We start from the raw sequence: 17,792 nt of genomic DNA, 5'->3' as shown, positions 1-17,792 counted from the left end.
CTGAAGGTGTCGTGGCTCGGACACCCATGCTTCAGCTCGACGATCTCTTTCAACTCGTCTTCCCGGCCCTCCACGAATTCAGCAATGTCCACACAGCTTTTGGCACCGCACAGTGTCGCTGCAAGCGCCAGGAACAGAAGTTCAGCAAGATTATGCCGCGCATTGATATCGCGCGGATCACGAACCTCTCGCAGGATAGACATAACAAACGGCACTGCGGCCTCCTCTGCAACGAGAAAGCCTCTCAAGAATCCCTCTTTTCCTGCTTGGCAAGTGCCAATCAACTTATCTGCGATTCCCCTGCCCCTTGAGGGGGAGATGTCCGGCAGGACAGAGGGGGGCGCCAAGGAACTCGAACTATCCAGGAGCCCCATCACCCCTCACACCTTGACCAATTGCTCCACGCGGTCCTTCTCGCCAAAAATCCTGAGATACCGCTCGATCTCTTCCTCGTCGCCCGTCGCCTTGGCCGGGTTGTCCGACAGCTTCACCGCTGGCCTGCCATTGGCCTCGGTAACCTTGCAGACCAGCGATATGGCATCGAGACTGTTGGTTTCCGTCGGCGCGCAGCCTTCGAAGTCGTTGGTGAGGTTGGTGCCCCAGCCGAAGGACATGCGCACCTTGCCCTTGAAATGGCGGTAGGTCTCTTCGATGGTTTCGACCTCGAGCCCGTCGGAGAAGATCAGCAATTTCTGCTTGGGGTCCTTGCCCTTGTCGCGCCACCAGGACAGGATTTTTTCGCCGCCTTCGATCGGCGGCGCGCTGTCGGGGCGGAAGCCCGTCCAGTCGGCCACCCAGTCCGGCGCATCGCGCAGGAAGGACGCGGTGCCGAAGGCATCGGGCAGCACGATCAGCAGATTGCCGCCATAGTAGCGCTGCCAGTCCTGCAGCACCTTGTAGGGCGACTGCTTCAGTTCTTTCTCCGAATTGGCAAGCGCGGCAAACACCATCGGCAATTCATGGGCGTTGGTGCCGAGCGCTTCAAGGTCGTTGTCCATGGCCAGAAGCACGTTGGAGGTGCCGGTGAACGCCTCGCCGATGCCTTCCTTCAGCGCCTCGACACACCAGCGCTGCCACAGGAAGGAATGGCGCCGCCGCGTGCCGAAGTCGGAGATGCGGATGCCGGGCAGCGCCTTCAGCCGCTCGGTCTTGGCCCACATCTTGGCCTTGGCGCGGGCATAAAGCACATCGAGCGCGAAGGGGCCGAACGCCCGCATGGCCGCGCGAGATCGGAGTTCATTGATGATGGCGAGCGCAGGGATCTCCCACAGCGTGGTGTACATCCACGGCCCGCTGAAGGTCAGCTCATACTGGCCGTCGCGCTTCGACAGCTCGTATTCGGGCAGCCGGAAGCCTTCCAGCCAGGCGAGGAACTCCGGCTCGAAGATCTGCTTGCGGCCGTAGAAATTGTTACCGCCGAGCCAGATCATCTCCTTCTTGGAGAAGCGCAGCGTGCGGGCATGGTCGAGCTGCTCGCGCAGTTCGCCCTCATCGATCTCGTAGGCAAGCCGCACCGAAGTTGTGCGGTTGATCAGCGAGAAGGTGGTGTCGACCTTGGGATACATGCCCCAGATCATCTGCAGCATCAAAAGCTTGTAGAAATCCGTATCGAGCAGGCTGCGCACGATCGGATCGAGCTTCCAGGTGTGGTTGTAGACGCGCCGCGCAATATCGGTCTTAGCCATGTTTCAACACCGCCTTTGCTGCCTGCCATCCACAATCGCGACAGGCCTCATAGCATCGAATCGGCCGGAACGCTGCCCGCTTTCAGGCTGGCCCGACAAAAAGAGCTGCCTGCATGCGGCGGCGCGCAGCTTGGCATCAGCTTGCGGATTTGCCGCCCATCACCCTGAGCGCCGGACGTTTGCGGCGGCTGACGATGCGGCCGGCCACCGGGGCATCGGCGCGGCCGTCATCCCCGGCCTTCTCGGCAAACAGCCAGTCGATGAACACCTGCACGATCGGCGTCGCCCGCATCTCGTTGCGGCAGACGACATAGAAATCGTCGACCGCCGGCACCGACAGGCTGAATGGCGCGACCAGCATGCCCCTGGCCAGCAGCGCGCTTGCCGTCACCGAGTCGCCCAACGCCACGCCATGGCCATGCACCGCCGCCTCGGTGGCCATACGCGCATCGCCGAGATGGTGGCGGCGACCCCGCTCCAGGTCCAGCGCATCGGCGGTCGCCAGCCAGGTGTGCCATTCGCGGCCGTCATCGCCATGCAGGAATACATGGTCGGCGAGATCCCTGACGCTGCGGATCGGCCGGTTGTTGATCAAGGTCGGGCTGACCACGGGAAACAGTTCGAGGCCCGACCATTTGCGCATCCAGCAATCGGTCCAGCTGCCGTCGCCATAATGCACGCAGACATCGATGTTCGGCGCCCGCAAATCCTTGGGATCGTTGGAAGGAATAAGCGTCAGCCTTATGTCGGGATATTGCGCCATGAAACTGCCAAGCCGCGGTGTCATCCACAACAACAGAAGCGCCGGCACGCAGGAGACCGAAAGTGTGCCGCTGCTCGCCGGCCTTGTCATGCGCTGGGTGGCGGCGGCGATGCCGTCGAAGGCGGTCGACACCGCCGGCAGAAGCTCCGCGCCATGCGGTGTCAGTTTGACCCGCTGGCCGACCCGCTCGAACAGCTTGACACTGAGCGACTGCTCAAGCGCCTTGATCTGGTGGCTGACGGCGCCATGCGTGACGTTCAGCTCACTGGCCGCCTTGGTCAGCGAGCCATGCCGGGCCGTTGCCTCGAAGGCGCGCAGCGGGTTGAGGGGCGGCAGGCGATTGGTCATGAACATCCATCGAAGCACGATCCCGAAAAATGGAGGCCGGATGAGATCGTGCTCTGGGTTGTTTGTGAGATTTTCTCACAGAAAACACCCTAACAATATCAATTGATTTTTCAATGCCGCTGCCAGACACTGAGCTTGGAACAGCATCAAGACGTGAAATCTGCAGGCAGCCAGCGGGACAGCGGCCCGGCCGGATGACGGTCGGTCGCAGGCGTCACCCGCGTCGGCACTGTATCAGCCCAGGAGGAGCGGACATGGGATACGATCGCGGCAAGCTCGACGCGTTGCGTCGCAAATATGGTGAAAGCCACGGCGGCGAGATGTTCGACCCGAAATTCCGCAAGGTCGCCGACAAGATCTTCTCCAAGAGCGGCACGCGGCTGGCACCCTATTCAGGCATCCCGACCTTCCTCGCCGCGCCCTACCGCGAAATATCGGCCGACAATCCGGATTTCGGCGACCTTCAGGTGGCAATGATCGGCGTGCCGATGGATCTCGGCGTCACCAACCGGCCAGGTTCGCGCTTCGGGCCAAGGGCGTTGCGCGCCATCGAGCGCATCGGCCCCTACAATCACGTGCTGGAATGCGCGCCGACGCACGAACTTCGGGTCGCCGACATCGGCGACACGCCGTTCCGCAGCCGCTATCGGCTGGAGATCAGCCATGAGGATATCGAGCGCCGCACCAACCAGATCGTCGATGCCGGCGTCATCCCGCTGTCGATCGGTGGCGACCATTCGATCAGCCATCCGATCCTGAAGGCCGTCGGCAAGAAGGCGCCGGTCGGCCTCATCCATATCGACGCCCATTGCGACACCAGTGGCCTGTTCGACATGACCAAGTTCCACCATGGCGGGCCGTTCCGCAATGCGGTGCTCGACGGCGTGCTCGATCCGACGCGCACCATCCAGATCGGCATCCGCGGCTCGGCCGAATATCTGTGGGAGTTCACCTACGAGTCCGGCATGACCGTGGTCCATGCCGAGGAGGTGACTGGTCTCGGCATTCCCGCCATCATCGAGAAGGCGCGCAGAATAGTCGGCGACGGGCCGACCTATGTCTCCTTCGACATCGACAGCGTCGATCCGGCCTTCGCACCCGGTACCGGCACGCCGGAAGTCGGCGGCCTGACGACGCGCGAAGTGCTCGAGCTGCTGCGCGGCCTGAAAGGCCTCAACATCGTCGGCGGCGACGTCGTCGAGGTGGCGCCGCAATATGACGCGACCACCAACACGGCGCATGCGGCGGCACAGGTGCTGTTCGAGATATTGAGCCTGATGGTGTTCAGCCCGGCAATCACAGGCAAGGGCGCCTGACGCTTAGAAAAGCAAAGGCGGCCGCCGCGCTGGAGTCGGCGACCGTATCCAACAAACAAGCTTCCAGACAGGGGAATAACAATGACAATCCGAAAGACATTTTCATCCATCGCCGCCGTGCTGATGCTCGGCACGGCCGGTTTGGGCCTTGCAGTTCAGGCCGCCAGTGCCGATGCGCTGGCGGACATCACCAAGGCCGGCACCATCAATGTCGGCGTCTTCGCCGACTTTCCGCCCTTCTCCTCGGCCAGCGCCGACATGAGCCTCAAGGGCTATGACATGGATGTCGCGCAATACATTGCCGATACGCTCAAGGTGAAGCTCAATCCCGTCGCCGTCACCGGCCAGAACCGCATCCCGTATCTGAACGACCACCGCGTCGATATCCTGATGAGCGTCGGCTATTCGAAGGAACGCGAGCAGGTCATCGATTTCGCCGCCGCCTACGCGCCCTACTACATCGCCGTGATCGGTCCGGCGGCACTTGCGGTCAAGGGCAAGGAAGACCTCGCCGACAAGTCGATCGCCGTCAATCGTGGCACGCTGGAAGACACCTCGCTCACCGAGGCAGCACCGGCGTCGGCCGACATCAAGCGCTTCGACAACTACAATTCGGTGATCCAGGCGTTCATCTCCGGCCAGACGCAACTGATGGTCGTCGGCAACGATGTCGGCGCGCAGGTGCTTGCCAAGCAGGACGCGCTGAAGCCGGAGCAGAAGTTCCAGCTTCTGACCTCGCCTTCGCATATCGGCCTCAACAAGAATGAAGACGGCTTGAAGAAGGCCGTCAACGATGCGGTCGCCAAGATGCTGGCCGACGGCAAGCTGGACGAAAGCTCGAAAACCTGGCTGAAGACGCCGCTCAATCCCGACAACCTGAAGGATTGAGTTTCCGTGGCCTTTGCCTGGCTCCCGGGTGCCCTGGGCGACATCGCGCACGGCGCGGCCACGACGATCCTGCTGATCGCCGTGACCACGCTGGCCGGAACGCTGCTCAGCATCCTGGGTGCCGCGGGGCGACGAAACGGCCCGGTGCTCCTCAAGCGGGCAATCGCCTGTTACGTCGAGGTGATGCGCAACACGCCGTTCCTGGTGCAGTTGTTCTTCATCTTCTTCGGGCTGCCCAGCCTGGGCATCCGGCTCGACCCGATCCTGGCCGCCATGCTGGCGATGACGCTCAACATGGCGGCCTACACCATCGAGATCGTCGGGGCCGGGCTTGACGCCGTGCCCGGCGGGCAGACGGAAGCAGCGCTTGCGCTTGGCCTGCGGCCCCGCCAGGTCTTCATCAAGATCGTGCTGCCGCAGGCGCTCAAGATTATCTATCCTGCGCTCACCAGCCAGATCGTCATCATGATGCTGGAATCGGCTGTCGTATCGCAGATCGCCGTGCGCGAGCTGACCTACGAGGCCGACATGCTGCAGGCGCGCACCTTCCGTTCCTTCGAGACGTATTTCGTCGTGACGCTGGTCTATCTTGCTCTGTCGATGGCCTTGCGCCGACTGCTGGTGTCAGGCGGACGCCGTGCGCTCGGAGCCGGCGTGTCATGATCGAGTTCACCTTCTGGGACATCGTGCGCAACCTGCTGCTCGCCGCCCGTTGGACGGTGCTGCTATCGCTGGCCGCCTTCATCGGCGGCGGCATCGTCGGCATGATCGTGCTGTTCTTCAGGATCGCCAAGAACAAGTGGAGCAGGCGTGTTGCTTCCGGCTACATCGCCCTGTTCCAGGGCACGCCGCTCTTGATGCAGCTGTTCCTGATGTTCTTCGGCCTGCCGATGCTGGGCCTGCGCATCGAACCCTGGACGGCGGCGGCGCTCGGCCTGACCTTCTTCGCCAGCGCCTATCTCGCCGAGATCTGGCGCTCTGGCGTCGCGGCGCTACCCCTCGGCCAATGGGACGCTGGCGCCAGCCTTGGCCTGCACTATCTGCAGGAGCTGAGGCTGATCATCCTGCCGCAGGCCTTTTCGATCACCCGCGCACCCACCGTCGGCTTCCTGGTTCAGCTGATCAAATCGACCGCGCTGACCTCGATCATCGGCTTCGAGGAGCTGGTGCGAACCTCCAACGCCATCAACAATGCGACCTTCGAACCGTTCAAGGTCTACGGGCTGGTGGCGCTGATCTTCTTCGTCATGTGTTTTCCGCTGACGCAATATGCGCGGCGGCTCGAGAAACAGGCGGCTGCTCGCTGACGCGCCAAGGCAGCGCTCGATTTCAGGCCGGCAGCCCAAGCTGTTTGCGCAGGCTCTTGTCGAATGCGGACGCGGGGACGAAACGGCGCAGGAAACTGACCTGGCGCGCCATTTTTCCCGCCGCATAGCGCTTCTTCGGCGCGGGATCGGTTGCGGCTGCCAAAACGGTGTTGGCTACGACTTCGGGCGCATCGCCTTTTTCCATCGCCTTCCGCACTGATATAGTCATGCCGGCGCGCGCGGCGTCGTAGATTTCGAGCGACCGGTCGGGAGCGGCGAGATTGTCCTCGAATGATGTGCGGGTATAGGCGGGCTCCACCAACGAAACGCGAATGCCGAACGGGCGCAGTTCGTGATCGAGCGACTCGGAATACCCCTCGATGGCATGTTTGGTCGCCGAGTAAAGCGCGAAATAGGGAGCGGGGATGAACCCCTGTACCGAACTCAGATTCACGATTCTGCCCTTCCCTTGGCGCCGCATTGCCGGCAGCACCGCGTTGGTCACGCGCAAGACGCCGAAGACGTTCACGTCGAACAGCGCCTTGGCCTGGGCGGTCGAGGACTCCTCCGCGCCGCCAAACAGGCCCATGCCGGCATTGTTGACAAGCAGGTCGATGCGTCCGGCCTTGGCCAGAACGTCCTCGACCATTGTCGCGACGGACGCGTCGTCGGTCACGTCGCAGGTCAGCATGGTCACGCCGGCGGATTGCTGGGAGGCCGTGCGACGGCTGGTTCCGAAGACGCGAAAGCCGGCGCCTAGCAAGGCGTCGGCGGTAGCGCGGCCGATGCCGGAAGATGCCCCTGTGACCAGGGCGACGCCGGGATTGGTCTTGTTCATGGAAATCATATCCTTGTTTGCGTTGGATCGGATTGGGAAAAGCATGAGAGGCCGGGGCAAAGGGCGTTGGTCATGACTGCGTCTAGCCGCCGGTTAGTTCCAGCGTCTGAACAGGGCGCTGGCATTCACGCCGCCAAAGCCGAAGCCATTGGAGATCGCGTACTCCATCTCCATGGGCCGGGACGCGTTGGGGACGAAGTCGATTCCGTCGCCGGCCGGATCGGCCTCACCCAGGTTGAGAGTTGGCGGGGCGACCTGATCCCTGAGCGCCAGCATTGCGAAGATCGCACCAAGCCCGCCGGCCGCTCCGAGCAGGTGTCCGGTCGCCGATTTCGTCGCACTGACAGCTATCGCGAAGTCGCGCCCGAACACGCTCTTGATCGCTTCGATCTCACCCAGGTCGCCTACTGACGTGGAGGTCGCATGCGCATTGAGATGACGAACCTGGCGTGGCGAAATCCCTGCCTGGGCAATCGCGATCTGCATGGCCCGGCGCGCGCCGTCGCCGTCCTCTGGCCCGGAGGTGACGTGGTGGGCATCCGCGGTCGTGCCGTAGCCGACGAGCTCAGCCAACGGCTTTGCGCCGCGCGCCAACGCGTGGCTCAACGCCTCGATGACCAGCACGCCGGCCCCTTCGCCCATGACGAAGCCGTCCCGCGATGTGTCGAAAGGGCGCGAGGCTTGAGCCGGCGCCCAATTGAAGCCGGTTGAAAGAGAGCGAGCCGCGGCGAAACCGCCGAGACTGATGGTGTTGATGCACGCTTCCGTTCCGCCGCATACGGCGATGTCGGCTTCGTTGGCGCGGATCAGGCGGGCGGCGTCGCCGATCGCCTGGATGCCCGCCGCGCATGCCGTCACCGGTGCGCCGAGTGGACCTTTGAAACCATGACGGATCGAGATGTGGCCCGCCGCGAGGTTCACCAGGAAGGACGGTACCGTGAAGGGAGACAGGCGGCGGGCGCCACGCAGGTCCACCGTGCGCACCGCCTCGGTGATGGCGGGGAACCCGCCGACCCCTGAAGCGATGATCGTGGCCGTGCGCAGGCGATCCGTCTCCAGGGCAGGCTTCCATTGCGCCTGCGCAAGCGCTTCTTCCGCTGCGGCCAGCGCGAAGAGAATGAACCGGTCTACCTTGCGCTGGTCCTTCGCGGACAGGACGGCATCGGCATCGAAACCAGCCTCCGGATCTTCACCCAGGGAGGGAACCACGCCGCCAATTTTAGCCGGCAGCTCTCGCACCACATCGTCAGGAAGCCTGCGTACGCCCGACCGGCCGGCAAGCAGGCGTGACCAGGATGTTTCGACATTGGCGGCAAGGGGCGTGACCGCTCCCATGCCCGTGACGACAATCCGTTGCATCTGCTCTCCTATCCTTGGTGTGCCGGCGGCGCTGCTCGCGCCGTTCAAGCGGCGACTGCTTCGCGAACCTGATCGGCCGCCGCATCCAGAAAAGCCTGCGCAAGGTCGGGGTCGTTGACGACCCGCGAGAGCACGACCGCGCCGACCATCGTCGAGAGAACGGCCATTGCCTTGTTGCCGGTCTTTTCGCTGTCGCCCTCGCCAACCCAACCGCCGAGCATCTCAAGGTATGCCTTGATCCCGGCCTCGAATGACGCCTTCACCTCGGCACCTTGCCTGGCTGCATCCGATCCGAGCGCCACGACCGGGCAGCCGTCCATCCTTTCACCGCGATGGTCCATGCTGAGATAGAATGAGATCACTGCATCGAGCGGATGCTCAGGGTCTGCCGCGGTCGCGGCCGACCATTTGTGGGTGGCGCTTTCCATCGCCCGCCTGGACGCCAGCGCCGCCAGATCGTCCTTCGACTCGAATTGCTTGTAAAAGGCGCCCTGGGTCAGCCCGGCACCCTTCATCAGGTCCTTGAGGCCGATGCCGTCAAAGCCGCGCTCCCGAAAAAGCCGGCTTGCCACATTGATCACGGTCTCGCGGTTTTCCGCAGCCTGAGTGCGACTTACACGCATCGTCATCTCCTTTTTTAGATTGCATTCGTAATCTATACCCTATATAGAGGGTGAACGCAATCTAAAAAAGGACAAATGAGATGATCCGCAAAACCCTGAGCGCCTCGCTGCTGGCTGCGCTGTTTCTTGCAACCCCGGCTCTTGCCGGGGAAGCCACCATCGGACGCCCGATCCAAGGTGGCAGCCTGCACCAGGGACACCTCGACATGGTGGCCTACTACGTTCCGGACGGCGACCTGCTTGAGGTCACCGCCACTTTCGCACCGAAGACCGGGGGTGATCCGCTGCGGGTTGTGATGGGCCTCGCCAACAGTGACTCCGTGGCGTTTTCCATACCGGGCTACCCGGGCTCGCTCTATGCGTTCTCAAGGTCCGGCAAGGAAGTGACGGTCTCGACCGGGACCGACACATCCCTGCGAGCCGACGCGACAATGCCCTGACCTGACGCCCAGGCCGCGGCCGCGCGATGCTGGCCGGGCTCTCGCGTCGGAACGGCGCGCTACAAACAAGTTTGGAGAGAGGTCACATGCTTTACAGCTATTTTGTCGAGAAATCGATCCGGCAGAGCTTCGACGACGTCAACAACCATCGCTGGGATGCGGCGGTGAAGGCCATCGCGCCGCATGTCCATCACCGGGTTGGTGGCGCACACGCGCTTGGTGGGGAGCGCCACGACAAGCAAGCCCTGCGCCGGTGGTTCGAGCGCCTCGGCCGTGTTCTGCCCACTCTCCACCTCACGGTCAACCACATCTGGGTGAAGGGCTGGCCGTGGCATACCACCGTGTTTGCCCAGTGGGATGGCACCGCAACCCTGCTCAACGGCGATACGTCCTACATCAACCGTGGTCTCCACGTGTTCACGCTGCGGTGGGGCAGGGTTCATGCGCTCGAGGAATTTTACGATTCACAGGCGGCGGCGCGCGGTCTCGCCGCCCAAGCGGCATCCGGCCTCGAAGAAGCTGTCGCCGAACAGATAACAAGCTAGCAGAAGCACGGTCCGAGGGCGGCCAAGGTTTACGGGGCTGGTCGCGCTGGCCTTCTTCGTCACGTGCCTTCCGCCCGCCCAGTATGCGCGGAGGCTCGAGAAGCGAGCGCCGGCGCTGGGCTGCAAGCCAGGAAACCCAGTTCGGTAGCGCAGCGCTGCATCGATGCCGGTGCTGTCGCGCCAACAGTCGGAGCGAGGCAGGCATATAGCTTTCCTATTGGGAATAGGCCTTGACATCTTGCCGTTCGAATTGTCCATTTGATGCTTGACCGGGCCGAACGGGGCGGCGAGGGCGGACAGGGGCAAACCGGCGCGTGGATAGACAGTCGAGTCGAGTGCTGTTGAGGACGGTTGGGCTGACGAAAGCCTTTCGAGGGCTGGTTGCCCTGCGGGACCATTCCATCGAGCTCCACGAAGGTGAAATCGTTGGGGTAATCGGGCCGAATGGCTCGGGCAAGAGCACGCTTTTCAACCTGATCACCGGCTTCTCCCAGCCGAATTCCGGTAGCATCGAGATGGAGGGCCGTTCGATCGTCGGCCTGCGCACATCGCAGATCGTCGCGATGGGCATCGCCCGCACCTTTCAGGGTTCTCGCCTATTCGGCAGCCTCAGCGTCGCACAGAATGTGCTGACGGCGGCGCAGTTGCGCCATCCTGTCGGCTCCGCCGACACCGTGCTGCGCGGTCGGCGCTATCGCGAGCGGGTGGCCGCGACGCGGCAGAAGGCCGACGAACTCCTCGACCTCATGGGCCTGACGGGGCAGGCCGGCAGGGTCGCCGCGGATCTTCCTTACGGCGATCAGCGGCGGCTGGAGATTGCGCGCGCGTTGGCGACCGGCCCGCGGCTGTTGCTGCTCGATGAGCCCGCGGCCGGGCTTGATTCCAACGAGACCAAGGTGTTGGCAGCGCTGATTCGGACGATCCGTGACCGCTACGGCGTAACGGTGGTCGTTGTCGAGCACGACATGGACCTGATCATGGCGCTGTGCGAACGCATCCAGGTGCTGGCGACTGGCGAGGTGATCTGCGTCGGAACACCGGAGCAGGTACGCGAACACCCGAAAGTGCGGGAGGCGTATCTTGGCCACGCCTAGCCCCGTTCTGCTCAGCGTCGAGAACCTCGAGGTCAATTTCGGCGCGGTGCGTGCGCTGAAGGGCATTTCGCTCGACGTCCATGCCGGTGAGGTGGTGGCGTTGGTGGGGGCCAACGGCGCCGGCAAGAGCACGACCTTGCGCACCATTTCCGGCCTGTCGCGACCGCGCGGCGGCAAGATCATCTTCGATGGCAAGCCGATTGGAGGTATCGCTCCGTCGCGCATCGTAAGTCTGGGCATCGCGCAGAGCCCGGAGGGCAGGCGCCTGTTCGGCGGCCTGACGGTGGCCGACAATCTGCGGCTCGGCGCCTGCACCCGCACCGACAAGGAGGCCGTCGGCAGAGACAGCGAGCGCATGTTCATGCTGTTCCCGATTCTCAAGCAGCGGCTGAAGCAGCTGGCCGGCACGCTGTCGGGCGGCGAACAGCAGCAGCTTGCTCTGGCGCGTGCGCTGATGGCGGCGCCGCGCCTGCTGCTGCTCGACGAGCCTTCGCTCGGCGTTGCGCCGCTGCTGGTGCGCCACATCTTCAGCGCGCTTGCCGAACTGAAGCGCCAGGGCATGACGATGCTGCTGGTGGAACAGAACATCACGCTCGCGCTGGACCTCGCCGACCGTGCCTATGTGCTGCGCACGGGTCAGGTGGCGCTGTCGGGCCGGTCCGCGGAACTGCGCGACAGCGAACGCGTGGCGCAGGCATATCTCGGGGAGGCAACATGACCCAGCTGGACTATATCCTGCAGCAGATCGTCAACGCGGTGAGCCTCGGCAGCCTCTACGCACTGGTGGCGGTCGGCCTGTCGATCGTCTTCGGCGTCCTCAAGCTCACCAATTTCGCGCATGGCGACGTAATGATGGTAGGCGCATTCGGGGTAGCTCTGCTGGCAGGAGCCGGCGTTCCGTTCCCGGTCGCCGTGATCTGCGGCATCGCTGCGGCGGCCGTCGCGGGCCTCCTCATCGAACGCATCGCCTATCGTCCGATCCGCGACGCGCCCGACGTCGCGCGACTGCTGACAAGCCTCGCCGTCACCTACATCATCGAGAACGTCGGCATCCTGGTGTTCACCTCCTCGCCGCGCAATTTTCCACTCCCCGATATTCTCAACACCTCCTGGGAAGTGTCGAACGGCGCCATCACCTTCACCAGCATCAATCTCCTGACCATCGCGCTGACCTTCGTGTCGCTGCTGCTCCTCGGCTGGTTCATCACGCGCACCACGACCGGGCTCGGAATGCGCGCCGCGGCCGAGGACATGTCGGCGGCACACCTTGTCGGACTCAACGTCAACCGGCTGATCATCGTCGCATTCATCGTCGCATCCGCCTATGCCGGCCTCGCCGGCATTTTGTGGGCGGCACAGGCCGGCGTGGTGCAACCGCAGATGGGCTTCACGCCGCTCCTGAAGGCTTTCGTGGCGGCAATCATCGGCGGCTTCGGGTCGATCGCGGGCGCCCTGGTCGGCGGCTACATATTGGGTGCGCTGGAGATCTTCATCGTCGCATTCCTGCCGAGCAGCGTCTCGTCCTATCGCGACGCAATCGTCTTCGCCGTGCTGATCGCCTTTCTGCTGGTGCGCCCGGGCGGGCTGCTCCAGCCAAACCGGGAGATAAAGCTGTGAGCCGGGAAGCGCGGATCACACTCCTCGTCCTCGTCGCCCTGGTGGCGGGAGCAGCTGTCGCTTTCGGTGCACCGCACGTGCTGAGCGATTATTTCGTCCGGATTATCCTGCTGATCGCGCTGAATGCAATCCTGGTGCTGGCGCTGTCGCTGAGCAACGGTTTTACGGGCGTGTTTTCGCTCGGTCATGTCGGCTTCATCGGCGCCGGCGCGTATATTTCGGGAATCCTGTCGATCCCGGTGCAGCAAAAAATGGCATTGCTGCCGCATCTGCCGACGTTTCTGCATGCTTTCAGCCTCCCCTTCCTGCCGGCGACTCTGGTGGCAGGTCTTCTGACGGCACTGCTTGCGGTGGTCGTCGGGTATCCCTTGATGCGCCTGTCGGGTTATTTCGTTTCGGTGGCGACGATGGGATTCTTGATTATCGTCAACGTAGTGCTGATCAATGCCTCGGATTTCACCCGAGGCGCCCGCACTTTCACCGGCGTGCCGCTGGAGACGACGTTGCCCTGGGTGACGGGTTGGCTCGCCATCACGGTGTTCGTTCTGGCGCGCCTGGTTTATTCGCCTTTCGGGCGCGCCATGAAAGCGGTGCGCGACGACACAATCGCGGCCAGCGCTGTCGGAATCGGCGTGTTGCGGACCAGACTGATCGCCTTCGTCATCGGCGCGTTCTTCTCAGGCGTCGGCGGGTCGCTCTACGCACATTATCTCGGCTCGTTTTCGCCGAACACCTTTTACTTCGCGCTGACGATGAGCCTGATCACAATGCTGGTGCTAGGCGGCATGGGATCCCTGACCGGCGCGGTGGTCGGCGTCATCTGCGTTTCGCTGTTGTCGGAGGTCCTGCGCTCGGTCGAACGCGGCTTCACGATCGGCGATTTCGCGGTGCCGGCCCTGTTTGGCGCCAGCCAGATCGTGCTCGGCTTCATCTTCATTCTAGTCATGATCTTCCGGCCGAAGGGGATCATGGGGGACCGGGAACTTACGTTCGGATTAACCCAAAGATCGGCAACGGTGAACCAGACAGAGGAACGAAAACGATGATCAAACTCACTCGACGCGGCACCATCGGCCTGGGACTGGGCGCATTCTTCGCGCTTGCCTCGGCCAGCACGGCACTTGCTGCCGACACGATCAAGATCGGCTATCCGGCAAACCTGACCGGCATTCAGGCCTCACTCGACGGTCCGATGCTGAATGGCGCCAAGCTGGCAGCGAGCGAAATCAACGCCGCCGGCGGCGTGCTCGGCCAGCAGATAGAACTGGTGGTCTACGACTCCAAGAGCGATTCGACGACGATCTCGACCGTCGCCAGCCAGTTGATCGACAGCGACAAGGTCGTCGGAATCATCGGCTTCGCCGATTCCGACTCGGTGCTGGCCATCGGACCGCAGGTCCAGAAGGCGCAGATCCCGTTCATCACGCCCGGCGCGACCTCGCCGAAATTGCCGAGCCAGCTCGGCAACGAGATCTTCCTCGCCGCCTTCGGCGACAACGTTCAGGCTGCGGTTGGCGCGGAATTTGCGTTGAACAAGCTGAACGGCAAGACCGCCTACCTGCTGACCGACATCGGCACCGAATACACAACGCTGCTGTCGGACTACTTCGTCACCGCCTACGAGCATGGCGGGGGCAAGATTTTGGAGCGCGACACCTACAAGATCGGCGACAAGACCTTTACCGCGCAGATCGCCAAACTGAAGGCGCTGTCGCCGCAGCCCGACTTCGTCTACGCCTCGTCGAATGCCGAGGAAATCGGCCTGATCTTGAAGCAGATGCGCCAGGCCGGCATCAACCTGCCGGTGGTCGGCGGCGACGGTTACGACACGCCCTTGCTGATCCAGGTCGGCGGCGACGCGGCCAAGGACACCTACTTCACCACCCACGCCTATATCGGTGAGGGCGCCACCCCGAAGGTGCAGGCCTTCATCGGCGCCTACACCAAGTCGGCCGGCAATGCCCCGGAGAACGCCTTCGCTGCGCTCGGCTACGACTCGGTCAAGCTGATGGCCGACGCGATCAAGCGTGCCGGTGCGCCGGATCCGGCCAAGATCCGCGACGCGCTGGCCGCTACGTCCGGGCTCGACGGCGTGACCGGAACGATCACCTACCGCCCGGGCATTTCGGTGCCGGACAAATCGGTCTCGGTCATCGGTGTCAAGGACGGCAAGCTTGTCCTGGCAAGTGAAGCGGCACCGACCTTCGTCGCGGAGCCGTGATCTTGTCCACTCCGGGTTCCCTTTGGGACATCTACAGGTCGCGGCTCTCCGCCGCGACCTTCACCGACCTGACGCATGCGTTTCATCCGGGCCAGCCGCATTTCCCGGCCTTCCCGGACGAGGAGCGCCGTGCGTTGCTCGATTTTTCGAAGGGCGACGCCTTCCAGGTCCACCACTACGCCTTTGTCGGACAGTGGGGCACCCATGTCGATCCGCCGGTGCACTTCATCGACGGCGGCCGCTCGATCGACCAACTGCCGGTGGCGGAGATGCTTCTGCCGTTGGTCATACTCGACATCAGCGACAGGGTCGCCGCCGATCCCGACGCGACGCCGACGCTCGACGACATTTCCGCCTGGGAGACGCGGAACGGCCGTATCCCTGAAAAGTGTTTTGTCGCACTTCGCACCGGGTGGTGGCCGCGCTGGCCGGACCCCGTGGCGTTTCAGAACAAGTCGGCCGACGGTATCTCGCATGCGCCGGGCTGGTCGAAGCCGGTGCTGGAGGAACTTTTGGAACGCCGCGGTGTCGCTGCGATCGGGCACGAGGGCATGGACACCGATCCCGGCCGCGCCACTTCCGCGGGTGACGCAAGCCTGGAATACTATGTGCTGTCCCGCGACTGCTGGCAGATCGAGCTCCTGGCCAATCTCGACAAGGTGCCCGAAGCCGGCGCGTTGATAATGGCAAGCTGGCCAAAGCCAAAGGCCGGATCTGGCTTCCCGGCTCGCGCTGTCGCCATCCATGAAGCGGCCGGCTGAACGCGTGAAACAGCGGCTGGCGGCGTCTAGGGACCGCCATACAACGATCATCAGACACGGAATTCAAACATGGATATTGACACAGTCCGCGATGCTTTTCCGGCGATGGCGAAAGGTGCCGAGCCGAAGAAGCGGATTTTCTTCGACAATCCCGCGGGAACCCAGATGGCGAGCCGTTCGATCGAGCGTATGACGCGTGCCATGATCGAGACCAACGCCAATCTTGGTGGCTATTTCGAAACCTCACTCGCGGCCCAGGCGATGGTCGACGACGCGCATCAGGCGATGGCCGATTTCTTCAATGCCGCGGACCGGCGTGAGGTGGTGTTCGGCCAGAACATGACGACTCTGACGTTCGCCGTCTCGCGCGCCATCGGCCGCGATCTGAACGCCGGCGACGCCATCGTGTTGACGCGCATGGATCATGACGCCAACGTCGCACCCTGGCTGATGCTGGCGGAGGATCGCGGGCTTGAAGTGCGCTGGATCGACCTCAATCCAAAAACCTTCGAACTCGACCTGTCGACGCTGGAGGCCACTATCGACGAGCAGGTCAAGCTGGTCGCCGTCGGCTATGCCAGCAACGTTACCGGCACGATCAACGACGTGAAGCGGATCGCGCAGCGCGCACGCGCGGTCCGGGCGCTGAGCTATATCGACGCGGTGCAGTTCGCGCCGCATGGGGTGATCGACGTCCAGGAGATTGGCTGTGATTTCCTGGTTTGCTCGGCCTACAAATTTTTCGGACCGCATCACGGGGTGTTGTGGGGCCGGTTCGATCTGCTGCAGGCGCTGACCGCCTATAAGGTGCGCGCGGCTTCGAACGCGCCACCTGGAAAATTCGAGACGGGGACGACAAGCCGCGAGGCGCTGGCCGGGGTGCTTGGCGCCGTCGAGCACTATGCCTGGCTCGGACAGTCCTTCGGCAACGTCCACCCGCAGGCGACGCGGCGCGAGCGCATCGTCGCCGGCATTGAAGTCGCCGACCGTTATGAGCGTGTCCTGACAGCACGGCTGATTGCCGGATTGTCCAGAATTGATGGCGTCTTGATCCAGGGTATAACCGATGTGGCGGCGCTGGCGCGCCGGGTGCCTACCGTGTCGATCACCGTTGACGGAACCGATCCCGCCGACATCGCCAAGGCGATGGCAAAGGAAGGCATCTATCTCTGGCACGGCCACAATTACGGTTTGGAGCCAATCAAGCGGCTGGGGCTTGCGGACCGCAACGGCGTCGTCCGCATCGGGCTGGCCCATTATAACACCGAGGCGGAAGTCGATTTTCTGTTGGCGAAGCTGGCGGACTGGATGAAGACGCGGACCTGACATGCGTGACAGAAACGGAACCCCGAGGATCGGCGTCAAGCTGCGCCATGCCAGACAGGTGCTTGGCCTCAGCCTGGAAGAGCTCGGCGCCCGCATCGGGCTGACCGAGGGTTATCTCTCGAAGATCGAAAACGACCGCGCGACGCCCTCGATGGCGGCTCTGCACCGGCTGGTGCAGGCGCTGGGCATCAACATGAACGCGATGTTCGGCACGCTGCAGCACAATGCCTCGGAAGTGTTCGTTTTGCGGCAAAACGAGCGTCCGCACATGGAGACGGGACATCGGCGTTCGGGCAACCATGTCGTGCTCGAGCAATTGGTGCCATCCGGTCCGGAATATCTGCTGCAGATCAACGTCCACGTGATCGAGGCCGGCGGCGGCAGCCTCGAGTTGATCAGCCACAAGGGACAGGAATTCGGCTACGTGCTCGAAGGTTCGGTCGAGTTGCTGGTCGAGGCGAATGTGGTGGCGCTCGAGGCAGGCGACGCGTTCTATTTCAACTCCGAACTCGGCCACGGCTACCGCAATATCGGTTCGACCACGGTCCGCATCCTCTGGGTCAACACGCCGCCGACATTCTGACCGCCTCCATCGCGGAGTTGTGAAGGCGTTGTCCAATGAGCCAATGTCCGCAGGACAACAATGGACGGCCCACCGGCC

Annotated in this window: 20 protein-coding genes; 14 read left to right on the top strand and 6 right to left on the bottom strand. The window is 63.2% G+C overall.

The window, feature by feature from the left end; genetic code table 11:
- The 3 genes from EOA16_RS27225 to gcvA form a co-directional block, all read right to left on the bottom strand.
- Positions 1–248, bottom strand: a 248-nt coding sequence (locus EOA16_RS27225; RefSeq protein WP_245456018.1) for a transposase family protein, incomplete at its 3' end; no start/stop codon positions are given.
- 132 nt (positions 249–380) lie between these two features.
- Positions 381–1,685, bottom strand: a complete 1,305-nt coding sequence (gene pncB, locus EOA16_RS27220) for a nicotinate phosphoribosyltransferase (protein WP_127260886.1) — start codon at positions 1,683–1,685, stop codon at positions 381–383.
- A 136-nt stretch (positions 1,686–1,821) separates the two neighbouring features.
- Positions 1,822–2,796 carry a transcriptional regulator GcvA gene (gcvA, locus tag EOA16_RS27215; RefSeq protein WP_127260885.1) on the bottom strand — a complete coding sequence of 325 codons (975 nt, stop codon included), beginning with the start codon at positions 2,794–2,796 and terminating at the stop codon, positions 1,822–1,824.
- Between the two features lie 254 nt (positions 2,797–3,050).
- Between gcvA and speB the strand changes: the two genes are divergently transcribed.
- The 4 genes from speB to EOA16_RS27195 all read left to right on the top strand — a co-directional run bounded on the left by speB (position 3,051) and on the right by EOA16_RS27195 (position 6,307).
- The gene (gene speB / locus EOA16_RS27210) at positions 3,051–4,112 is read left to right on the top strand and encodes an agmatinase (RefSeq protein ID WP_127260884.1); all 1,062 of its coding nucleotides are present in this window, start codon (positions 3,051–3,053) and stop codon (positions 4,110–4,112) included.
- A gap of 81 nt (positions 4,113–4,193) precedes the next feature.
- A complete protein-coding gene (locus tag EOA16_RS27205) occupies positions 4,194–5,000 on the top strand; it encodes a transporter substrate-binding domain-containing protein (protein WP_127260883.1) in 807 nt (268 codons plus the stop codon).
- A gap of 6 nt (positions 5,001–5,006) precedes the next feature.
- Positions 5,007–5,663, top strand: a complete 657-nt coding sequence (locus EOA16_RS27200) for an amino acid ABC transporter permease (RefSeq protein ID WP_127260882.1) — start codon at positions 5,007–5,009, stop codon at positions 5,661–5,663.
- Positions 5,660–6,307 carry an amino acid ABC transporter permease gene (locus EOA16_RS27195; RefSeq protein WP_013528435.1) on the top strand — a complete coding sequence of 216 codons (648 nt, stop codon included), beginning with the start codon at positions 5,660–5,662 and terminating at the stop codon, positions 6,305–6,307. Before EOA16_RS27200 ends, EOA16_RS27195 begins: the two co-directional genes overlap by 4 nt.
- 22 nt (positions 6,308–6,329) lie before the next feature.
- Here the strand turns inward: EOA16_RS27195 and EOA16_RS27190 are convergent, their stop codons facing one another.
- From EOA16_RS27190 to EOA16_RS27180, 3 genes are all read right to left on the bottom strand, one after another.
- A complete protein-coding gene (locus tag EOA16_RS27190) occupies positions 6,330–7,145 on the bottom strand; it encodes an oxidoreductase (RefSeq protein ID WP_127260881.1) in 816 nt (271 codons plus the stop codon).
- 93 nt (positions 7,146–7,238) lie between these two features.
- Positions 7,239–8,504, bottom strand: coding sequence for a beta-ketoacyl-ACP synthase II (gene fabF, locus EOA16_RS27185; RefSeq protein WP_127260880.1), 1,266 nt, complete (start codon positions 8,502–8,504; stop codon positions 7,239–7,241).
- 44 nt (positions 8,505–8,548) lie between these two features.
- Entirely contained in the window at positions 8,549–9,127 is a 579-nt protein-coding gene (locus EOA16_RS27180) for a TetR/AcrR family transcriptional regulator (protein WP_127260879.1), read from the bottom strand.
- Positions 9,128–9,207: 80 nt separating this feature from the next.
- Here EOA16_RS27180 and EOA16_RS27175 point away from each other — a divergent pair, with 80 nt between their 5' ends.
- From EOA16_RS27175 to EOA16_RS27130, 10 genes are all read left to right on the top strand, one after another.
- Positions 9,208–9,567, top strand: coding sequence for a hypothetical protein (locus tag EOA16_RS27175; protein ID WP_127260878.1), 360 nt, complete (start codon positions 9,208–9,210; stop codon positions 9,565–9,567).
- Between the two features lie 86 nt (positions 9,568–9,653).
- Positions 9,654–10,112: a nuclear transport factor 2 family protein gene (locus tag EOA16_RS27170; protein WP_127260877.1), complete on the top strand. Its 459-nt coding sequence runs from the start codon at positions 9,654–9,656 to the stop codon at positions 10,110–10,112.
- Positions 10,113–10,447: 335 nt separating this feature from the next.
- The gene (locus EOA16_RS27165) at positions 10,448–11,206 is read left to right on the top strand and encodes an ABC transporter ATP-binding protein (RefSeq protein ID WP_245456034.1); all 759 of its coding nucleotides are present in this window, start codon (positions 10,448–10,450) and stop codon (positions 11,204–11,206) included.
- Positions 11,193–11,924, top strand: a complete 732-nt coding sequence (locus tag EOA16_RS27160) for an ABC transporter ATP-binding protein (RefSeq protein ID WP_127260876.1) — start codon at positions 11,193–11,195, stop codon at positions 11,922–11,924. Before EOA16_RS27165 ends, EOA16_RS27160 begins: the two co-directional genes overlap by 14 nt.
- Entirely contained in the window at positions 11,921–12,823 is a 903-nt protein-coding gene (locus EOA16_RS27155) for a branched-chain amino acid ABC transporter permease (RefSeq protein WP_127260875.1), read from the top strand. Before EOA16_RS27160 ends, EOA16_RS27155 begins: the two co-directional genes overlap by 4 nt.
- A complete protein-coding gene (locus EOA16_RS27150) occupies positions 12,820–13,869 on the top strand; it encodes a branched-chain amino acid ABC transporter permease (RefSeq protein WP_127260874.1) in 1,050 nt (349 codons plus the stop codon). Before EOA16_RS27155 ends, EOA16_RS27150 begins: the two co-directional genes overlap by 4 nt.
- Complete coding sequence (locus EOA16_RS27145; RefSeq protein ID WP_127260873.1) at positions 13,866–15,044, top strand: ABC transporter substrate-binding protein; 1,179 nt, start codon at positions 13,866–13,868, stop codon at positions 15,042–15,044. Before EOA16_RS27150 ends, EOA16_RS27145 begins: the two co-directional genes overlap by 4 nt.
- 2 nt (positions 15,045–15,046) lie before the next feature.
- Positions 15,047–15,805 carry a cyclase family protein gene (locus tag EOA16_RS27140; RefSeq protein ID WP_127260872.1) on the top strand — a complete coding sequence of 253 codons (759 nt, stop codon included), beginning with the start codon at positions 15,047–15,049 and terminating at the stop codon, positions 15,803–15,805.
- 69 nt (positions 15,806–15,874) lie between these two features.
- Complete coding sequence (locus tag EOA16_RS27135; protein ID WP_127260871.1) at positions 15,875–17,131, top strand: cysteine desulfurase-like protein; 1,257 nt, start codon at positions 15,875–15,877, stop codon at positions 17,129–17,131.
- A 1-nt stretch (position 17,132) separates the two neighbouring features.
- Positions 17,133–17,714 carry a cupin domain-containing protein gene (locus EOA16_RS27130; protein ID WP_127260870.1) on the top strand — a complete coding sequence of 194 codons (582 nt, stop codon included), beginning with the start codon at positions 17,133–17,135 and terminating at the stop codon, positions 17,712–17,714.
- Positions 17,715–17,792 lie beyond the last annotated feature (78 nt).

The sequence above is a fragment of the Mesorhizobium sp. M7A.F.Ca.US.008.03.1.1 genome, assembly GCF_003997495.1.
Taxonomy (GTDB): Bacteria; Pseudomonadota; Alphaproteobacteria; order Rhizobiales; family Rhizobiaceae; genus Mesorhizobium.
The sequence above is the reverse complement of the archived record's forward strand: the minus strand, read 5'-3'. Positions and strand labels throughout refer to the sequence as shown.